The following is a 15,745-nucleotide window of genomic DNA, read 5'->3' on the forward strand; positions in this document are numbered from 1 at the left end:
AAAATGTTTACTTAAATTCCTTTAAAGGATAATTTTATCCGAAGAATGAGGGTGTTAAATGAGTACTGATGTAAAGTTATATGTGGCTCGCCACGGTATTGGAACTGGTAATGAGCCAGATGCTCCACTCAGTTCAGATGGCTTTAATCAGGCGGAACAGTTAGCTGATTTTCTGTCCCAAATGGAAGATTTACATGTAGACCGTTTCATTTCAAGTCCATATATGCGAGCCTGGCAGACTGCGGAAATCATCGAAGAAAGATTAAAAATCAAACTTGGTCCACCTGGAAACCGCCTTAGAGAGCAAGGAGTAAGAGGCGTTACCGAAGAGGAATCGGATGAAATGGTTATCGCCCGAGTCACTTCCCTAACGGAAGAATTGCTGAAAAGCGATCAACACACCTTTCTGTTAGTCACTCATCGCTTGATCCTAACACTTCTGTTGCATCACTATGCTCCAGATTTTGTTCTGGAGGAGATAACAAATCCGGATCTCTATCTTTTAACGTTTCGTGATGGAAAGTGCCAGGTAAAGCGTTTGTGGAATACGATGCAGCCTGTTGTAGTTTAATTCAAAAAAACTGGGAGGTAAACTAATTATGCAAGGAATGCTGGAAAGAAATCGCATCACTACTGTTACCAAACCGGATGTATCCAACATGTCTCTTTGTATCGAAAATGTGAAGAAGGCTGTGCTCTCCAATCTTCAGGGACCGTCAGATCCTACAGACTATCATCAACTGATGGGAAGACTCCACGCGGCCAAAGCCAAGCTGCCTAAAATATATCAAGAAACGGTTGCAAGTCCGTTTATTAAAGAACTGGACGAGCTCGGGCAACAAGGCTTCACTGAAATTTTAATTCAGGACCCAAGCAGAACTAGAGCTGCCGGACTCATGCTGGATATTGCTCAGAGCATTTTGCAAAATGGAGAAGGCTACAGTGCCCTCGCGACCGATGCTTTTCAGGAAATTGTGAGCGACCTGTATGACGGTTTTCTTAGCGCAGAAGATCGCCAAGGAATAAAAGAACCAGATCTCAGTATCATTCCAGCTCTTGTAAAATGGGGAGCGCCGGAAAATGGCCCATACACATGGCCCGCTGACGCCACAGCCGCATTTAAAGTGCAAGCAGCTATAGTTAGCCTTCCTCCTGCACATGCGACAAACGGTCTAATGGCTTGGTCCAGCATCCCACATGAAGTATGTGGTCATGATATTTTGCATGCTGATCTGGGTCTACTTCAAGAGTTGGCCAATGTCGTCAGAAACAGATTAAACAGCGAAAATATTGGACAAGGGCTACCGGACTACTGGGCTTCTCGCATTGATGAAACCGCGTCTGATGTATTGGGTATCCTAAATTTGGGACCAGCAGCTGCCATTGGTTTAGTCGGTTATTTTCGGGGTATGAATGCCGCGTTTTCCGGCAGGGCTCAACTTCGAAATGAGGGACCTGCCCGTGATCCACACGCCGCAGATATTTTACGGGGATACTTGGGTGCCTACGCCACTGCACTGTTGGAATTTGACCAAGCTGGAGCATGGGCGGAAATCATTGAATCGGAAACCGACAAGGATTTGTCCAATATTAAACTTAACGGCAGAGCTATCGACGCTAACACAGCAAAACGTTCTGCACGTATTGTGGCAGAATCCATTATGAAGACTAAACTTATAAGCCTCGAAAACCACAGTCTGGATGAAATCCAGAACTGGAGAAACGAGGATGAGAGCGTCGCCGCACATTTACGAACCTTGCTGCAAACTACAGGTTCGCTTACTGACGAGCACCGTTCCGGCTTCTACGCTGCGCATGTGGTAGCTGCTGCTATCACCGAGGGTCTTTCTCGCGAAGCGGATCTGCAAGTTATATTTAATCGGATGATATCGCTGTTAAAGCTGATGCACGACACCAATCCTGCTTGGGGACCACTTTTCGTACAGCATCCCGGCGACATTTCACGTCATCTGCTCTATCATCCAGCCTCTCCAAACTTGATTTCCATCTAGCCAATCCATAATCATAACCCGCAAAAAGTTTGTTTAAGGGCAAGCATCCTTTTTGCGGGTTACTTTCCTTTAAAAGACGCTCCCCCTTAACGGCTACGTGTTAGCATGTCAGCAAGAGTGTATTTTTGCTTGTGCACAGGTTAATAATGAAAATAAGAAATTAGCCTGTAAAAAATCAGCCAAAAGGGAATGACGCAGATGTCAGTTGATGTTTATCTTAACTTTAATGGAAACTGTCGCGAGGCAGCAGAATTTTACGCACATGCTTTTGGGACTGAGAAACCAAAGATCATGACGTTCGGGGAAGCACCGCCCAACCCCGATTATCCTCTACCAGAAGAAGCCAAAAATCTGGTCATGCATACGCGGCTTCAAATTGATGGAAGTAATGTGATGTTTTCAGACGTTTTTCCTGGTATGCCTTTTGTTGCGGGAAACAACATTAGCCTCGCCATCGTCAATAAGGACGAGGAGAGAATTCGTTCGTACTTTCATAAGTTAAAAGAAGGCGCGACCGTAAACATGGAGCTTCAAGAAACATTCTGGAGCAAATGCTACGGTAGCCTTAAAGATAAGTTTGGAATTGAATGGCAATTAAGCTATGATAACGAAATGACCGGCAGATAGGCCTTTTATATTGTCATACGACAGTGGAGCCTTCGCAAGCTTTTCTGATTGAATGCTTTGTGAGGGCTTCATATCAATCGCAGCCTTGAAATTCTTCCAAAACCTTGGATTTGTCTCCATGGATCTTATCCAGGTGATTCTCTCCCCAATAGCATAAATGGTCTAGTGCGGGTTTTAATCCCCAGCCGTACTGCGTTAACTCATACTCCACTTTAGGTGGGATTTCATTATAAACCTCTCGTGTAACAATCTCATCCTTTTCCAGGCTTCTGAGCTGAGTGGTCAGCATTTTTTGAGTAATGCCGGGCATTAACCGACGAAACTCAGACGATCGTTTCCGTCCTGTCATCAGATGGTAGATAATTAAAGGCTTCCATTTTCCTCCCATTACCTCTAAAGCTGCTTCCACTCCAACTTGATACTTCTTTTGAACCCTATTTTTGGTCGGTTCATTCATTCCTTAATCCTCCTTTAGAAGGCTACGTTTGCTAAAAACAACCCATCACTTCAATTCGTGACTCAGGTCAATTTAGGTAATCTACCTAGGGCACTTCCATGTTCCTATGGCACCTGTATTATCCTATAGAACGTAAAAGTGCGTACTTCCAGATTATTTTCCTAATGTTTATAATAGCAGCAAGCATGGAGCATGCCTAGAAGTTAGCCTATTGAGAAAGGTAGTGAAAACATGAAAGTACTAGTCGTTGTTTCACACCCAAGAAAAGATTCCCTGACCTTTAAGGTTGCCGGTCGTTTCGTACAAGGTCTTGTCGATGCGGGCCACGATTATGAGATATTAGATTTGCATGGGATTGGTTTTGATCCTGTTTTAAAAGGAGTAGATGAACCGGATTGGTCCGTTGCGGAGCAGTCTTTTTCCCCTGAAGTAGAAATGGAAATAAGGCGGTTGAAGGAGCATGATGCGTTGGCATTTATTTTTCCACTTTGGTGGTGGCATTTGCCAGCTATGCTGAAGGGTTATATTGACCGTGTATGGAACAATGGGTTTGCGTACGGTTCGAATTACCTTCATCATCAGCATATCTTGTGGATTGGCTTGGCTGGCGTTTCGAAAGAACAGCTGAAAAAGCGTAACTATGATGAAATGATTACTCATTTGCTGAATGTGGGTATTGCAGATTATTGCGGTGTTTCCAACTCCAAGGTTGAATTCTTAGATGAGACTCTGGGTTCAAATTCTGCTCATTATGAAATATTGCTGGACCAAGCTTATCGCTTGGGTCTGAATTATGCCAAGGATTAGGCTTTATTTACAAGCCGCTAACCCATCCATAATTTCTGTGGAAGTGGGTTAGCGTTTTTTTCATTCATTAAACATTAACTGGCCTTCGACAACAAATAGAGAAAATAAGGGGTAACCAAGATAGTGATTATGATTCCGGTTGGAATATCAGCACCAAAACTGATCGTGCGTGTAAGGGTATCAGCAATCAATATAACGAGCGAGCCAACCAATGCAGTAGTAGGTAACAGCAGCTTATGATTGGGACCTACCAGTCTGCGAGCCAGATGAGGACTAACCATCCCCACAAAAAAGAAATTTCCGCCAAGTGCCACGCTACCAGAAGCCAGAGCCACTGCTGCGATCGTCAAGCCGATAAATTCCCTTTTAATGGCTACGCCAAGCCCCGATGCTGTCTGATTGCCCAAGTTCAGCGTATTGAGTGTGTTAGACCTGTAAAAAACATAAAAGCAGATGGCCAGCACCCAGGGAAGCAGCACCATAATATAGTTCCAGTCGTCCCCCCACAGGTCTCCAGCCTGCCAACGCAGAGCAAAATCATACTGTTGCTTGTCTAGTCGGAGCGTCAATAGCAGCGATAATGCGCTGTAGCCACTCCCCATAGCAACACCCGTTAAAATTAGGCCTGTAGGTGAAATGTCTCTTCCCCGCCTGAAAGCAAACATAAAAATCAAGAAGGCTGCCATAAGGCCGCCTGCAAAAGCCAGCCCTGGAAGAATAATAGGCGATAGTAATCCCTCACTAGCGAACAGCGTAATATATAAAAGCACGAATAACCCCGAGCCCGAGCTGATGCCTAATGTGCCCGGACTGGCCATGTCGTTTTTGAGCAAGCTTTGCATAATACACCCCGAGATCCCCATGCCAATACCCACTAATACGGAAAGCACAATACGTGGCAGTCGAAATTCAAATACGATCAAGTTCTGCTTGCTCGTTCCTTCGCCGGTGATGACCTTCAATACTTCAAGTGGAGACAGGTTCATTTTTCCAACATTCATACTGAGTATGGCAACCAGCAGTGTCAACACGCTTAACAGTAAAATAATGCTTATACCCCTGCTATTACGGGACAGCTTCAACTAAACTCCCTCCTTTGCTTGCGCACAAGGTAGAGAAAATAGGGTACGCCCACCAAAGCAAAAATAATGCCTAGCGGCGTTTCATGAGGGCGATTAATCATTCGACCCAGCAAATCTGCTGCCAGTAGAAACACTGCTCCATACAACGCTGAGGCGGGAATAATATATCGATAATCTGTACCGACCAGATAGCGTATAATATGTGGCACGATCAAACCTACAAACCCAACAGGACCGACTACAATAACCGATAACCCCGTTAAAATTAATACGATTAAGGTTGAAAATAGCTTGATTCTATTCGCTCGAATTCCTAGGCCTGATGCCACCTCCTCTCCAAAGCTCAAGATCGTAATGGAGGGAGACAGGGCGATAGCACAGACCAAGCCCACTACAAATAGTGGTGAAATGAAAGCCAGTTCACTCCACTTGGCACTGGCTGTACCACCAGCAGACCAATAATCAAGTGCTTGACCAATCTCATACTTAATTGCGAGAAAAGTGCTGAACGCACCAAAGAGCATAGAGATGGACATTCCCGCTAGCACTAAGCGCTGAGGCGTCATCCCCCGTTTGCCTATAGACGCGATGTAGTACGTAATTCCTGTGGTGATTGCTGCGCCCAAGCAAGAATACAGCATGGTTTCACCATAGGTGCGCCCTGGCAAAAAGGCCATACATAGCGCAATAGCAAATGTCGAGCCTGAGCTTATACCAATGAGTCCCGAGTCGGCCAATGGATTGCGAGTCGTTCCCTGCATGATCGCCCCGCACACAGCTAGGCTACACCCAACAATGATGTCCGCCACAGTGCGTGGAAAACGCAATGTATGAATAATTTGGTGTTCCGTAATATTGGGATCAAATTGAAATACAGCCCCCCATGCCAGCTTCAAGCTCATTTCCGCAGCACCAAAGGTGATGGATGCTGCGGAAACTATCATGAGCAGAAACACGCCCACAATCATGTAGCTTACAAAATGAAATATTCCTTTTTTATTTCGTTCTTTGTGAGTAGACATTGATTACACCCTTAGTTGGTCAATTATGCATCATTACTTCGTTTGTTCCAGTAATTTGCCAATAATATAATCTAGCTGTCCTGTCATACTAGCAACGTCCGAATAGTAGAACAGTCCTGCATATTTCGCTGGAATTTCGATGATGTGCCCATTTTTGACGGCTGGAATACTGCTCCAGATTTTGGTTTTCGCATATTCGGATTCTTTGCCTTCCTGCTTAAACCACAGGACATAATCGCCAAAGTATTCAGCAGCTACCTCATAGGATAAAGAACCTCTCCCCTCTCCAGAATTTTTAACCAATGTGTTGAGCTTTTCCGGTTTGTGAAGTCCTAGATAATCGTAAAGCAACGTTCCTCCACGTGAGCCTGTTTCATAATATATTCCGTAGGAGCCACTGCCCCAGTCCTCAAAAATGCTAAACGTTTTGTCTTTGAATATGTCGGAATTTAGTTTTTCTTTGGCCTCACTCAACTTGCTTTCAAACTGTGAAATCACTTTATCCGCTTCTGCTTCATGTCCTGTGGCCTGACCAAGGAATTTCATCCGTTCCACAGATGTCATTTTACCCTCAGGTATTACAAGAACAGGTGCAATTTTGGACAGCTTATCATAATCCTTTGTATCATATGTAATAATGAGATCCGGATCGTACTTCATAATTTCCTCGGTCTCCCACTTTTCAATAACAGGAATCCCGCTAAACTTATCGTAATAAGGCATGGTTTCTTGTTTCCAACCAAATACCGCAGCTGGCTTGATTCCCAGCGTGAATACATCGCCAATATACCAGTTCACCACTACCCGTTGGGGGTTAGCGGGCACCTTTACATCTCCTTTTATCGTAGATACTGTACGTGTACCAGACTCACTGCTTGCCTCTTCCTTCGCCGAAGATGCAGGTTGAGCAGATGAATCTGAGGAACTGCCAGCATTGCCACATCCTGGAATAACGAAGATCATTACGAATAGTGCACATAAAATCATGTGAAATTTCTTGCTCATCATATAATGCATGTTGTAAATTCTCCTTTAACATATTGTAATTGTAGAGCATACTTCAAATTAATGATATTGATAATCATTATCACTAATATAAAATTGTAAATTTCACCTCCAAGATTGTCAACTGTTTCTTTACGTTTTAGTTACTTTAATGGATTTTCCAACGTTGCCCTTCTATTCGCTTCATGCCATTCCTGATAGATTCCTCCAATTTCATAAAATGCTTTATTTATTGCAGTTGTCAGCTCCTTCATGATCTCCTTGGTATATTTTAGATGAGTATTTCGGTTATCTACTTTATATTTACGAAGCAGATTTAGGTGAGCAATGATATGAATCGTATCTTCGATGATCCAATACATCACATCCTCTACATCTTTCGTAAGCTTATTTAGCATCTGTACGCCTCTTTCATACATTTGGAGCGTGTACCCCTGTTTGCCAACTTTCACATGCGGACTCAGATCATCATAAAAACCTGTACGGAAAGGTCGGCTTACATATTGCTCATACTGTTCTTCGTACATCGAAGTTTGTTCGAGCAGCTTAACGGTCATTTCTATGATTTCTTGTTCATTGTATATTTTTCTCATCCTATTTCATCTTCCTTTTCTATACTAAAATTTAAGTCATCATCATATTAGGTTATAAGTAATGCAATAAAATACCAAACTTTTTTTACCAACCATTAACAATTCTTTTTACTGCAAACGATAATTAGAATAGAGGGATTTTCCTCGATATTTCAAATTGAAGGGGGAGAGGCAAATGAATAAAGTATGGGCGAAAGCATCGGCTATTTTATTGGTAGTGGTATCCCTGATCTTCAATGGAACGTACGCGCTCGCAGCTTCAGCAACATCCACGTATATCGTTACGTTTCAGCAAGCAACCTTGGTCTCGAATGACCATGTAGGCAACGATTGGGCCATCGCTGCCCAGGTGGCTGGTCAGTCCATTAGTGAAGGTAACAGTGTAAAAGTAAAAGCCAAGTCGGGTAGTAGCATTAAGCTGTATGCGTACGCTGAGGAACAAGACAAAATTCCTGATGTAGGCGAAACCACGAAAAATGTAAAGGTCTCTTCGGTTTCTTCCAAAGGTTCTACTGTTAAGTTAAGAGTCACTGTTACTGAAAATCGTGGACGATACTCAGGTCATCAAGCCGTTTGGGAATTCACCTATAAGATTAAGAAACAATCATAAAGCACTATAAATAGACCGTCACTCTCAGGAGCGGCGGTCTTCATATTTTACAAGTCAGGACAACTAGGTAGATACCATTTCGGGATATAGTTTTGAAAGTAATCATATGCCTCCAAAACCTCTTCAGCTCGTTGTACCATATCGTCTACCTCTTCTTTGCCAAATGGAATGGCCCAGGGAATCGATGAAAGCTGATTGCTTGCAATATACAGTGCCATTAATCTAAAAAATAAATCCGGTACATCATTATGGAAATAACCGTGAATACGACCTGAAGCAAATAATGGGCTTAATCCTGCACACCAGGTAATACGGTTGAATTCTTCCCAGGGATCACCATAATCCAGCCTATTAAAATCAATGATCCCCAATTCACCAGATGGGGTAACCACCATATTACCGACATGATAATCCCCATGCTGAAATGTTTGGGGGCGATTTTCTAATAGATGACGGTTTTGTTCAATAAAGCTTATCGTTTGATCTGCTCCTTTTAAAACAATACCGCATGACTTAAAGTTTCTAATATATCTGTTGATTTTGGTATTATAATGTTCAGCCCATGGGACCAGGTCCTGCTCTGCATGAATCTCATGCAATTTAGCCAATACCTCTCCCGCCTGAACCCCGAGTTGATACTGTTGTTCGGCGTTTAACGATGGGATAACACCTTCAGCATCTTCCCCGTTGACCCAGGTAAATAAAGAGTATACCGACTGTCCGCTGTTGCATATCCCAAAATCAAGCGGACGGGACATTAGAATATTATCTATATGATGCAGCTTTTTTACGGATTCAAATTCTCGCTGTTTCTTGTCATATTGGGTGAAATCGGAAATTCTCAATAGTAACTCCCTACCGTCAGCGGTTTGAATATGATACTTGTTGTCACTGGACCAGCCCTTATGTATTTCTTGCACGTTGCTCCATGCGCTGGCACCCGGTATTTCACTAAAGAGTTGACTCACGCTCGCATCCCCCCACGCTAATAATAGCCTTGCTTGCTATGCCTTCCATAGTTTACCTTCAAAATGAGGGAGGAATCAATCTTCTTGCCAGCATAAACCCAAATAAAAAAGGCTGAAAAGACAAATTGTCTCTTCAACCTGACTATAAAATGAGTTGTTATCATAAATACCCATTATAATTACCTATCATAAGTACCTATCACTTATACCCTCAATTTAGTAAGCATAGGAAAACTCATTTTTAAATTCGTCTACTCGTTGAATGGTTTTCAGAATATTCCGACCTTCACGTGTACCATCAATAATACGACGCGCTTGTTTGCTGTCTCCGATGTTTACAACTTCCACTTGATGCTCTTTTCCATATTGAAGCAAGCTATCCATCAGCGGAGTGTATGAACGCATACCCAAACATACGAATCCGAGATCAAAAGGAATCTCAAACTCCTGTTCTCCACGCTTTACTTTGAAACGGTCGCTGCACACTTCCGTCAAAGCTGTCTCTGTATGGACGTTCACTTCTCGTTCCTCCACCATTTTCATCATTGAAATGCGGGTAATCATATCCAGGTCCTTACCCAATAAAGGCATCATTTCAATAATGGAAACTTCTTGAGCCCCGCGCTCTGCATAATATTCTACAACATCCAGTCCCACGGCTCCGCCACCCACTACAGCAATACGTTTGCCTTCAAACTCTTGAAAGTTCTCCATATTGTTCAACAGATCAAAGATAGAAAATACTTTTGTACCCGGTTTTCCTAGTTGATCGTGCAGACCTGCAATCGGTGGAAGCAGCGGTTTGGCCCCCGTTGCATTAACAATAATATCAGGGTTCAGAGCACTAATCATCGTCAGATCTGCTCGTGTGCCTGTGACAATATTCAGATTGGTTAATTGCTTGGTGCGCTGAATCAGATAATCTGGGAAGTCATTGATACGCGTTTTGTCTGGTAAGCGTGCAATATCACGCGCAAGGCCACCCAGTTCTGCCTTTTCTTCAAAGAGGGTTACTTGGCAGCCTACCTCAGCCGCTGTACAGGCCGCTTCCATTCCCGCGGTACCCCCACCGATCACAACGACTTGGACATTGTTTCTAACTCGTTGTTTCCGGTATTCAGCTTCCTTGAACAAATCTGGATTTACCGTACAGCAAATTGGTTTACTTTTGGAGATACGGTGATCGGCACAACCAATGTTGCAGGAGATGCATTTTCTAAGCAAATGCTCGTAGCCGTTTTGCACTTTGAGTACCCAGTTCGGTTCTGCGATCAAGCCTCTGCCCATTGCCAGAAGATCAGCGTCACCTCTTTCCAATATGTCCTGCGCAGCCTGTGGGCTCCGTATATTACCTGAGGTCATCGTGACCTTTCCGAATTTATCTTTTACTGCTTTAGCCATATAAGAGCGCCAACCATCTGGCAGGTTCATCCCGTCAATCTGGTACTGAATGGAATCATTTAGAGCTGCAGAAACGTTCAAAATATCTACCTCATCATTGAGATACTCCAGTAACTCCAGTGTATCTTCCAAGGTATTCCCACCTTCTGTAAACTCCTCCGCACTAAAACGTAAGCAAATGGGAAAGAATGGACCCACCACTGAACGAATTTCATCAATGACTAATCTGGCAAAACGAGTACGGTTTTCTGCGCTGCCGCCAAATTCATCCGTACGTTTATTGTACACCGGCGAAAGAAACTGACTCAGCAAGTAGGAATGTCCCGCGTGAATTTCAACACAGTCAAATCCTGCTCGCTGTGCTCTTCCCGCTGCTTCTCCGTATTTACGCACAATGGCATAAATTTCTTCTTTTTGCAAAGGTCTTGGAATCGCTCCACCCTTTTTAGAAGGAATATTCGAAGAAGAAACGGGTTGGACTCCGTTCAGTCGTCCAGCATAAGCCGAAGCACCCGCATGGTTAATTTGTACAGAAACACATGCTCCGTAAGAGTGCAGAGCTTCTGTTAATCTAAACAGTCCAGGAATAAACTGATCATTATCCATCCGCAGCTGGGTTGTTCCGTTCGTACCCATTGGGAAATCCAAACAAACATTTTCTACTGTGATCAGGCCGGTCCCCCCTTTGGCCCGTTGTACGTAATAGTCAATATGATCCTGAACAAAGCTTCCATCCATGGCAGCAAAGTTGGTTCCCATCGGGGGCATTACAATCCGATTCTTCAAGGTCATACGCCGTATGGTCAGAGGTTCAAATATCGCAGGATAGTGGTTCATAGTTCTTCCTCCTTGCAGTTTTGCAAATTTCATTCATTTTCAAGTTTCATTACATAACTCTTACATGTGATTTTTTTCACTTTAAAGAATATCGAAGTTTTATTGAGTACGATTATTCCTTATGACTTGATTTTATATTATTCGATCTATAAATTCTAATGCTATTTTATGTACTGAATCATAGTTTCAGTCTATAGATAAAATGTAGTCCTACATAAAAAAAGGAACCATCCTTTAAGAAATGTTCCTTTCAGCTCAAACCCAAATCATACTTTATTCGTTATTCACCTATGTATCCGTTCTTTTGAAACCGTAGGGCCTACGCTCCAATATACCTTCCCTAACATATCTGTCCAACAGTTCACACATTGTAGCATATCCATTTTTGCTAAATGAAGGTGTGTAGGCTTTGGCTTTAGGAGAGGTGTTCAGATATTGAAGGAAGAATCCCTCATCTATCACCTGCGTATCGTAAATATAAGCTTCAATCGATGTATGCCGTTCTGGGTGATGCTCCCCAATATTCACAAACAGACAATGATCACCATGTAAATCAGCTGACCATATTCCATCTATAATCAAGTCTGTTTCTCCTTGTTCCAGCCATTCAAACTGAGTTGGGAACGGAACGTACTCAGAAGGTCTCATTTGATGGGTTTCGGTAGCCATTCGTTCACATAAACGCTGCGCAGATAGCGTGTACTCGTCCCAAAAGCCCAAAATAGCCATATCTCTTGCGCGCGAGTATCCCCATTCTTGATTTTCTTCTGTCGAAGTTTTGAACTGTGCTAACGATTGGTCTATCCTCTTATGCCTCATTGCTGTTCTCCTTCCTCCGATCTATCACAAGATGTACTCCCATTTAGAAACCAAAAATCCCCCGCTCGAAAAGCCGTGTGAGTTCAAAAAAAGAAACATCACGGCTTAACGGCAAGGGAAATATATCTATCTGTATACAGATTATACTTTTAGATCACCATCATAGGTGGCAATCATTTTGTATAGTTCGGGACGACGATCACGGAAAATGCCCCATTCGATCCGTCCTACTTCCAGCTCGTCCAGATCAAATTCAGCGGTAAGCACTTCCTCATCGGTACGACCAGCCTCTGCCAACTTATTCCCTTGAGGGCCAGCGATAAAGGATGAGCCGTAGAAATTGATGCTGGATTCTTCATCGGTTTCCTTTCCGATACGGTTGGAAGCAATGACTGGAATCAGATTGGAAGCTGCATGACCTAGCATGCAAGTCTGCCAGTGATCCTTAGAGTCAATGGAGGAATCTTGTGGTTCTGAACCAATCGCTGTCGGGTAAAATAAAATTTCTGCGCCCATAAGCGCCATACAGCGGGCCGCCTCAGGATACCATTGATCCCAGCACACGCCTACTCCGATTTTGGCATAACGTGTATTCCACACTTTAAAACCGGTGTCGCCCGGATTAAAATAAAACTTTTCCTCATACCCAGGGCCGTCCGGGATGTGGCTTTTGCGGTATTTACCTAACACTTCACCATCTGCATCAATAACAGCAAGACTGTTGTAACGAGCATAGTTCTTCTTCTCGTAGAAGCTGATTGGCAGCACAACCTGCAATTCCTTGGCAATCTTCTTGAAATGGTTAACCGCTTTGTTGTGCTCCAACTCAGTTGCATATACATAATAATCAGACTTTTCCTTCTGGCAGAAGTATGGAGTTTCGAACAATTCCTGCAGCAAAATTATTTGCGCGCCTTGGGCCGCCGCTTCACGTACCAACTTCTCTGCTTTGCTGATATTTTCTTCGATATTGGTAGAACAGCTCATTTGAGTTGCTGCCACTTTTACTTTTCTCACCTTAGTCCTCCTTATAAATGTTGTATCGTTCAACGCTTTACAGCAGGCATCTGCTGGGTTGTACAGTGTACGTTACCGCCTTCACGGATAACTGCCATACCATCTACAGTGCGGATCTTGCGATTCGGGAATAATTTTGACAGCACTTGCTGGGCTGCAAGATCACTCTCAGCAGCAGTTCCGCCAAACACAGGCAAAATAATGCCGCCATTCACAAAGTAGAAGTTAATATAGCTCAGTGTCAGTCGGCTGTCTTCATAATCCACACGCGGCGGTTGGCCGATCTGAATCACTTCCAGCTTACGACCTTTGGCATCCGTTGCTTGCTCTAGAATACGCAGATTTTCCTGCGTGATTTCATAATTTTCATCCTCAGGATCATCACATACTTGCATAATGACCTTGCCAGGAGCAGCAAAGCAAGCAATATTGTCCACATGACCATCCGTTTCGTCGCCACTGAGTCCACGTTTTAGCCAGATAATTTTCTCGGCACCTGTATATTCGCATACGTACCGTTCTATTTCTTCTCGGCTTAATTCCGGATTGCGGTTGGGATTGAGCAAGCACTCTTCGGTTGTAATTAGAGTACCTTCGCCATCTACATGCAGTGAGCCGCCTTCCATTACTAGCGGTGCATCTAACCGCGGAACTCCAAGTTTGTCCAGTATTTGCGGCGCAACCTGGTCATCCAGATCCCATGGAGCATATTTGCCGCCCCAAGCATTAAACTTCCAGTTAATACCTGCCAACTGACCCTGCTCATCCGTCAGAAAAGTTGGACCGTTATCACGTAGCCACGCATCGCTGTGCTCTATCGGTAACAGTTCTACCTGTTCCCCGAGCTCAAGCGCTTTAACGCTCTCCAGATCATCTGGATTTACGACTACGGTAACTGGTTCAAATTCCGCCATAGCACTTACGATTTCGGCATAACCCTTACATACCTCGGCATGCATATCGGGGTAAACCATTGAAGATTTTACAGGCCAGGAAATATACGTACGTTCATGTGGCGCCCATTCAGGCGGCATCTTATAATGTGAATCCTTAATTTGCATGTATTGAAACTCTCTTTCTTTTCAGAATGTAGACTCCGCTCCTATCATACAATAATATGATCTTTGTCTCAATCGAAGCGGAAAAGTTTTAATAATTTACATTGAAATTTGAGAAATTACTTTGAAAAGGTGATTGCTTTCACCGTACTGCCATCAAAATCCTTCACGGTAAATTGTGCTCCCTCCAGCACACCATAAGAGGATGGATAGTTTTCTTTTGGCAATGCGATTGAACCAGGGTTCAGTACAAAGACCCCATTTTCCACATCTGCTACCGGAATATGAGTGTGTCCTTGAATGAATACATCACCCGCTTCTAGTGGCGGTAAATTTCCGATACTAAAACCATGTCCATGCGTGATATATATTCGCCGTCCTTCATGGTACAGTAAAGCATAATCACCCATCATCGGGAAATCCAGCAACATCTGATCCACTTCTGCATCGCAATTCCCGCGTACCGACACCGCAATGTGGGATTTATATTGGTTCAGCATAGCAGCCACTTCCGCCGGGTTATATCCTTCCGGTAACGGATTACGCGGTCCATGGTACATATAATCTCCAAGCAAGACAAGGCGGTCAGCTTTCTCCTGCCTAAACTTTTCCAGTGCCAATTGCAACCAATACAGTGAACCGTGAATATCTGATATAAACATTAATTTCATAGTTTTTCCTTCCTTTCTGAATAGGCCATAGTAATTTGGAAATATTCCTCTTACGTTCATTATTACATTATTCCCTGAACAAATCTGTGCAAAAATGTTTCTTTACGTTTGGTAGTTCTCTGTAAAGACGCAAAACTACAGTTCCAAATGAACTGTAGTTTTATGGTTAATTTCTTTTATACTTGTGCTTGTCATCTTCGGTAATTTTACGGATGACCTTGCAAGGGTTCCCTGCGGCAATCACACCAGAGGGAATATCTTTGGTAACAACGCTTCCTGCACCAATAATTGAATCATCCCCTATCGTGACGCCCGCCAGAACGCAAACATTACCACCGATCCAAACATTATTACCCACAGTAATTGGAAATACAATTTCCAACCCTTCATTACGTTGTTCCACATCAAGAGGATGACCCGCAGTATAAAATCCGCAGTTAGGAGCAACAAATACATTATCACCGAACACTATTTTTGCCCCATCAAGCATGATCGTATTGTGGTTACTATAAAAGTTTTCACCGATTTCGATATTATACCCATAGTCACACACAAAAGGCTGCTCAATCAAGAATCTATCCGTTGTCTTTCCTAGTAAAGTTTTGATGAGTGTTTCTCGTTCTTCCATATTTCTAGGATGGAGCTGATTATATTCGTAGCAGAGACCTTTGGCGTATAGACGTTCCTCAATCAATTCTTCATCATAATTAGCATTGTATAGGAGTCCTAATTGTGATTTTTCTTTTTCTGTCATCGCTT

Annotated in this window: 17 protein-coding genes; 5 read left to right on the plus strand and 12 right to left on the minus strand. The window is 43.3% G+C overall.

All coding sequences use genetic code 11. The features are described 5' to 3' along the window. Nucleotides 1-58: 58 nt before the first annotated feature. The 3 genes from ACXHJ1_RS20290 (at nucleotide 59) to ACXHJ1_RS20300 (ending at nucleotide 2,639) form a co-directional block, all read left to right on the plus strand. On the plus strand, nucleotides 59-571 hold the full coding sequence (locus tag ACXHJ1_RS20290) for a histidine phosphatase family protein (RefSeq protein ID WP_457905130.1): 513 nt from the start codon (nucleotides 59-61) through the stop codon (nucleotides 569-571). A gap of 28 nt (nucleotides 572-599) precedes the next feature. Next, a complete protein-coding gene (locus ACXHJ1_RS20295; RefSeq protein WP_457905131.1) occupies nucleotides 600-2,012 on the plus strand; it encodes a hypothetical protein in 1,413 nt (470 codons plus the stop codon). 198 nt (nucleotides 2,013-2,210) lie between these two features. Further along, nucleotides 2,211-2,639 carry a VOC family protein gene (locus tag ACXHJ1_RS20300; RefSeq protein WP_090891185.1) on the plus strand — a complete coding sequence of 143 codons (429 nt, stop codon included), beginning with the start codon at nucleotides 2,211-2,213 and terminating at the stop codon, nucleotides 2,637-2,639. Between the two features lie 73 nt (nucleotides 2,640-2,712). Here ACXHJ1_RS20300 and ACXHJ1_RS20305 read toward each other — a convergent pair whose 3' ends face one another. Continuing rightward, a complete protein-coding gene (locus ACXHJ1_RS20305) occupies nucleotides 2,713-3,096 on the minus strand; it encodes a winged helix-turn-helix transcriptional regulator (protein WP_016818995.1) in 384 nt (127 codons plus the stop codon). 231 nt (nucleotides 3,097-3,327) lie between these two features. On the opposite strand from ACXHJ1_RS20305, the gene ACXHJ1_RS20310 reads away from it, so the two are divergent. Next, nucleotides 3,328-3,903: an NAD(P)H oxidoreductase gene (locus ACXHJ1_RS20310; protein ID WP_044786541.1), complete on the plus strand. Its 576-nt coding sequence runs from the start codon at nucleotides 3,328-3,330 to the stop codon at nucleotides 3,901-3,903. A gap of 74 nt (nucleotides 3,904-3,977) precedes the next feature. On the opposite strand, the gene ACXHJ1_RS20315 is transcribed toward ACXHJ1_RS20310, so the two are convergent. From ACXHJ1_RS20315 to ACXHJ1_RS20330, 4 genes are all read right to left on the minus strand, one after another. Continuing rightward, on the minus strand, nucleotides 3,978-4,985 hold the full coding sequence (locus ACXHJ1_RS20315) for a FecCD family ABC transporter permease (protein ID WP_457905132.1): 1,008 nt from the start codon (nucleotides 4,983-4,985) through the stop codon (nucleotides 3,978-3,980). After that, entirely contained in the window at nucleotides 4,982-6,007 is a 1,026-nt protein-coding gene (locus ACXHJ1_RS20320; protein WP_102997305.1) for a FecCD family ABC transporter permease, read from the minus strand. The genes ACXHJ1_RS20315 and ACXHJ1_RS20320 overlap by 4 nt, the downstream gene beginning before the upstream one ends. A 33-nt stretch (nucleotides 6,008-6,040) precedes the next feature. Next, on the minus strand, nucleotides 6,041-7,024 hold the full coding sequence (locus tag ACXHJ1_RS20325) for an ABC transporter substrate-binding protein (RefSeq protein ID WP_457905133.1): 984 nt from the start codon (nucleotides 7,022-7,024) through the stop codon (nucleotides 6,041-6,043). Nucleotides 7,025-7,155: 131 nt separating this feature from the next. Then, nucleotides 7,156-7,605, minus strand: coding sequence for an immunity 63 family protein (locus ACXHJ1_RS20330; protein WP_016818990.1), 450 nt, complete (start codon nucleotides 7,603-7,605; stop codon nucleotides 7,156-7,158). 175 nt (nucleotides 7,606-7,780) lie between these two features. On the opposite strand from ACXHJ1_RS20330, the gene ACXHJ1_RS20335 reads away from it, so the two are divergent. Then, nucleotides 7,781-8,215 (plus strand): hypothetical protein, encoded by a 435-nt coding sequence (locus ACXHJ1_RS20335; RefSeq protein WP_340864668.1) that lies wholly within the window; start codon nucleotides 7,781-7,783, stop codon nucleotides 8,213-8,215. A 47-nt stretch (nucleotides 8,216-8,262) separates the two neighbouring features. Here ACXHJ1_RS20335 and ACXHJ1_RS20340 read toward each other — a convergent pair whose 3' ends face one another. The 7 genes from ACXHJ1_RS20340 to ACXHJ1_RS20370 all read right to left on the minus strand — a co-directional run bounded on the left by ACXHJ1_RS20340 (nucleotide 8,263) and on the right by ACXHJ1_RS20370 (nucleotide 15,740). Then, on the minus strand, nucleotides 8,263-9,183 hold the full coding sequence (locus tag ACXHJ1_RS20340; RefSeq protein ID WP_457905134.1) for an aminoglycoside phosphotransferase family protein: 921 nt from the start codon (nucleotides 9,181-9,183) through the stop codon (nucleotides 8,263-8,265). A gap of 216 nt (nucleotides 9,184-9,399) precedes the next feature. Beyond that, nucleotides 9,400-11,421 carry an oxidoreductase gene (locus ACXHJ1_RS20345; RefSeq protein ID WP_031463474.1) on the minus strand — a complete coding sequence of 674 codons (2,022 nt, stop codon included), beginning with the start codon at nucleotides 11,419-11,421 and terminating at the stop codon, nucleotides 9,400-9,402. A 288-nt stretch (nucleotides 11,422-11,709) separates the two neighbouring features. Then, a complete protein-coding gene (locus ACXHJ1_RS20350; protein WP_019687171.1) occupies nucleotides 11,710-12,240 on the minus strand; it encodes a hypothetical protein in 531 nt (176 codons plus the stop codon). Nucleotides 12,241-12,381: 141 nt separating this feature from the next. Continuing rightward, the gene (gene aguB, locus ACXHJ1_RS20355; protein ID WP_025364806.1) at nucleotides 12,382-13,257 is read right to left on the minus strand and encodes an N-carbamoylputrescine amidase; all 876 of its coding nucleotides are present in this window, start codon (nucleotides 13,255-13,257) and stop codon (nucleotides 12,382-12,384) included. A gap of 29 nt (nucleotides 13,258-13,286) precedes the next feature. After that, a complete protein-coding gene (locus ACXHJ1_RS20360) occupies nucleotides 13,287-14,318 on the minus strand; it encodes an agmatine deiminase family protein (RefSeq protein WP_025364805.1) in 1,032 nt (343 codons plus the stop codon). Between the two features lie 116 nt (nucleotides 14,319-14,434). Next, nucleotides 14,435-14,986: a phosphodiesterase gene (yfcE, locus tag ACXHJ1_RS20365; RefSeq protein WP_107735026.1), complete on the minus strand. Its 552-nt coding sequence runs from the start codon at nucleotides 14,984-14,986 to the stop codon at nucleotides 14,435-14,437. Between the two features lie 166 nt (nucleotides 14,987-15,152). Then, a complete protein-coding gene (locus tag ACXHJ1_RS20370) occupies nucleotides 15,153-15,740 on the minus strand; it encodes a sugar O-acetyltransferase (RefSeq protein WP_019687167.1) in 588 nt (195 codons plus the stop codon). Nucleotides 15,741-15,745: the final 5 nt, after the last annotated feature.

The sequence above is a fragment of the Paenibacillus sp. ALE2 genome (genome assembly GCF_054113385.1).

What these genes read in the sequence shown, in the direction of transcription:
- ACXHJ1_RS20335 (WP_340864668.1), top strand. Translation starts at nt 7,781, where the DNA reads ATGAATAAAGTATGGGCGAAAGCATCGGCTATTTTATTGGTAGTGGTA.
- ACXHJ1_RS20295 (WP_457905131.1), top strand. Translation starts at nt 600, where the DNA reads ATGCAAGGAATGCTGGAAAGAAATCGCATCACTACTGTTACCAAACCG.
- ACXHJ1_RS20360 (WP_025364805.1), bottom strand. Translation starts at nt 14,318, where the DNA reads ATGCAAATTAAGGATTCACATTATAAGATGCCGCCTGAATGGGCGCCA.
- ACXHJ1_RS20305 (WP_016818995.1), bottom strand. Translation starts at nt 3,096, where the DNA reads ATGAATGAACCGACCAAAAATAGGGTTCAAAAGAAGTATCAAGTTGGA.
- ACXHJ1_RS20350 (WP_019687171.1), bottom strand. Translation starts at nt 12,240, where the DNA reads ATGAGGCATAAGAGGATAGACCAATCGTTAGCACAGTTCAAAACTTCG.
- ACXHJ1_RS20290 (WP_457905130.1), top strand. Translation starts at nt 59, where the DNA reads ATGAGTACTGATGTAAAGTTATATGTGGCTCGCCACGGTATTGGAACT.
- ACXHJ1_RS20325 (WP_457905133.1), bottom strand. Translation starts at nt 7,024, where the DNA reads ATGCATTATATGATGAGCAAGAAATTTCACATGATTTTATGTGCACTA.
- ACXHJ1_RS20310 (WP_044786541.1), top strand. Translation starts at nt 3,328, where the DNA reads ATGAAAGTACTAGTCGTTGTTTCACACCCAAGAAAAGATTCCCTGACC.
- ACXHJ1_RS20345 (WP_031463474.1), bottom strand. Translation starts at nt 11,421, where the DNA reads ATGAACCACTATCCTGCGATATTTGAACCTCTGACCATACGGCGTATG.
- ACXHJ1_RS20320 (WP_102997305.1), bottom strand. Translation starts at nt 6,007, where the DNA reads ATGTCTACTCACAAAGAACGAAATAAAAAAGGAATATTTCATTTTGTA.
- ACXHJ1_RS20370 (WP_019687167.1), bottom strand. Translation starts at nt 15,740, where the DNA reads ATGACAGAAAAAGAAAAATCACAATTAGGACTCCTATACAATGCTAAT.
- yfcE (WP_107735026.1), bottom strand. Translation starts at nt 14,986, where the DNA reads ATGAAATTAATGTTTATATCAGATATTCACGGTTCACTGTATTGGTTG.
- ACXHJ1_RS20300 (WP_090891185.1), top strand. Translation starts at nt 2,211, where the DNA reads ATGTCAGTTGATGTTTATCTTAACTTTAATGGAAACTGTCGCGAGGCA.
- ACXHJ1_RS20330 (WP_016818990.1), bottom strand. Translation starts at nt 7,605, where the DNA reads ATGAGAAAAATATACAATGAACAAGAAATCATAGAAATGACCGTTAAG.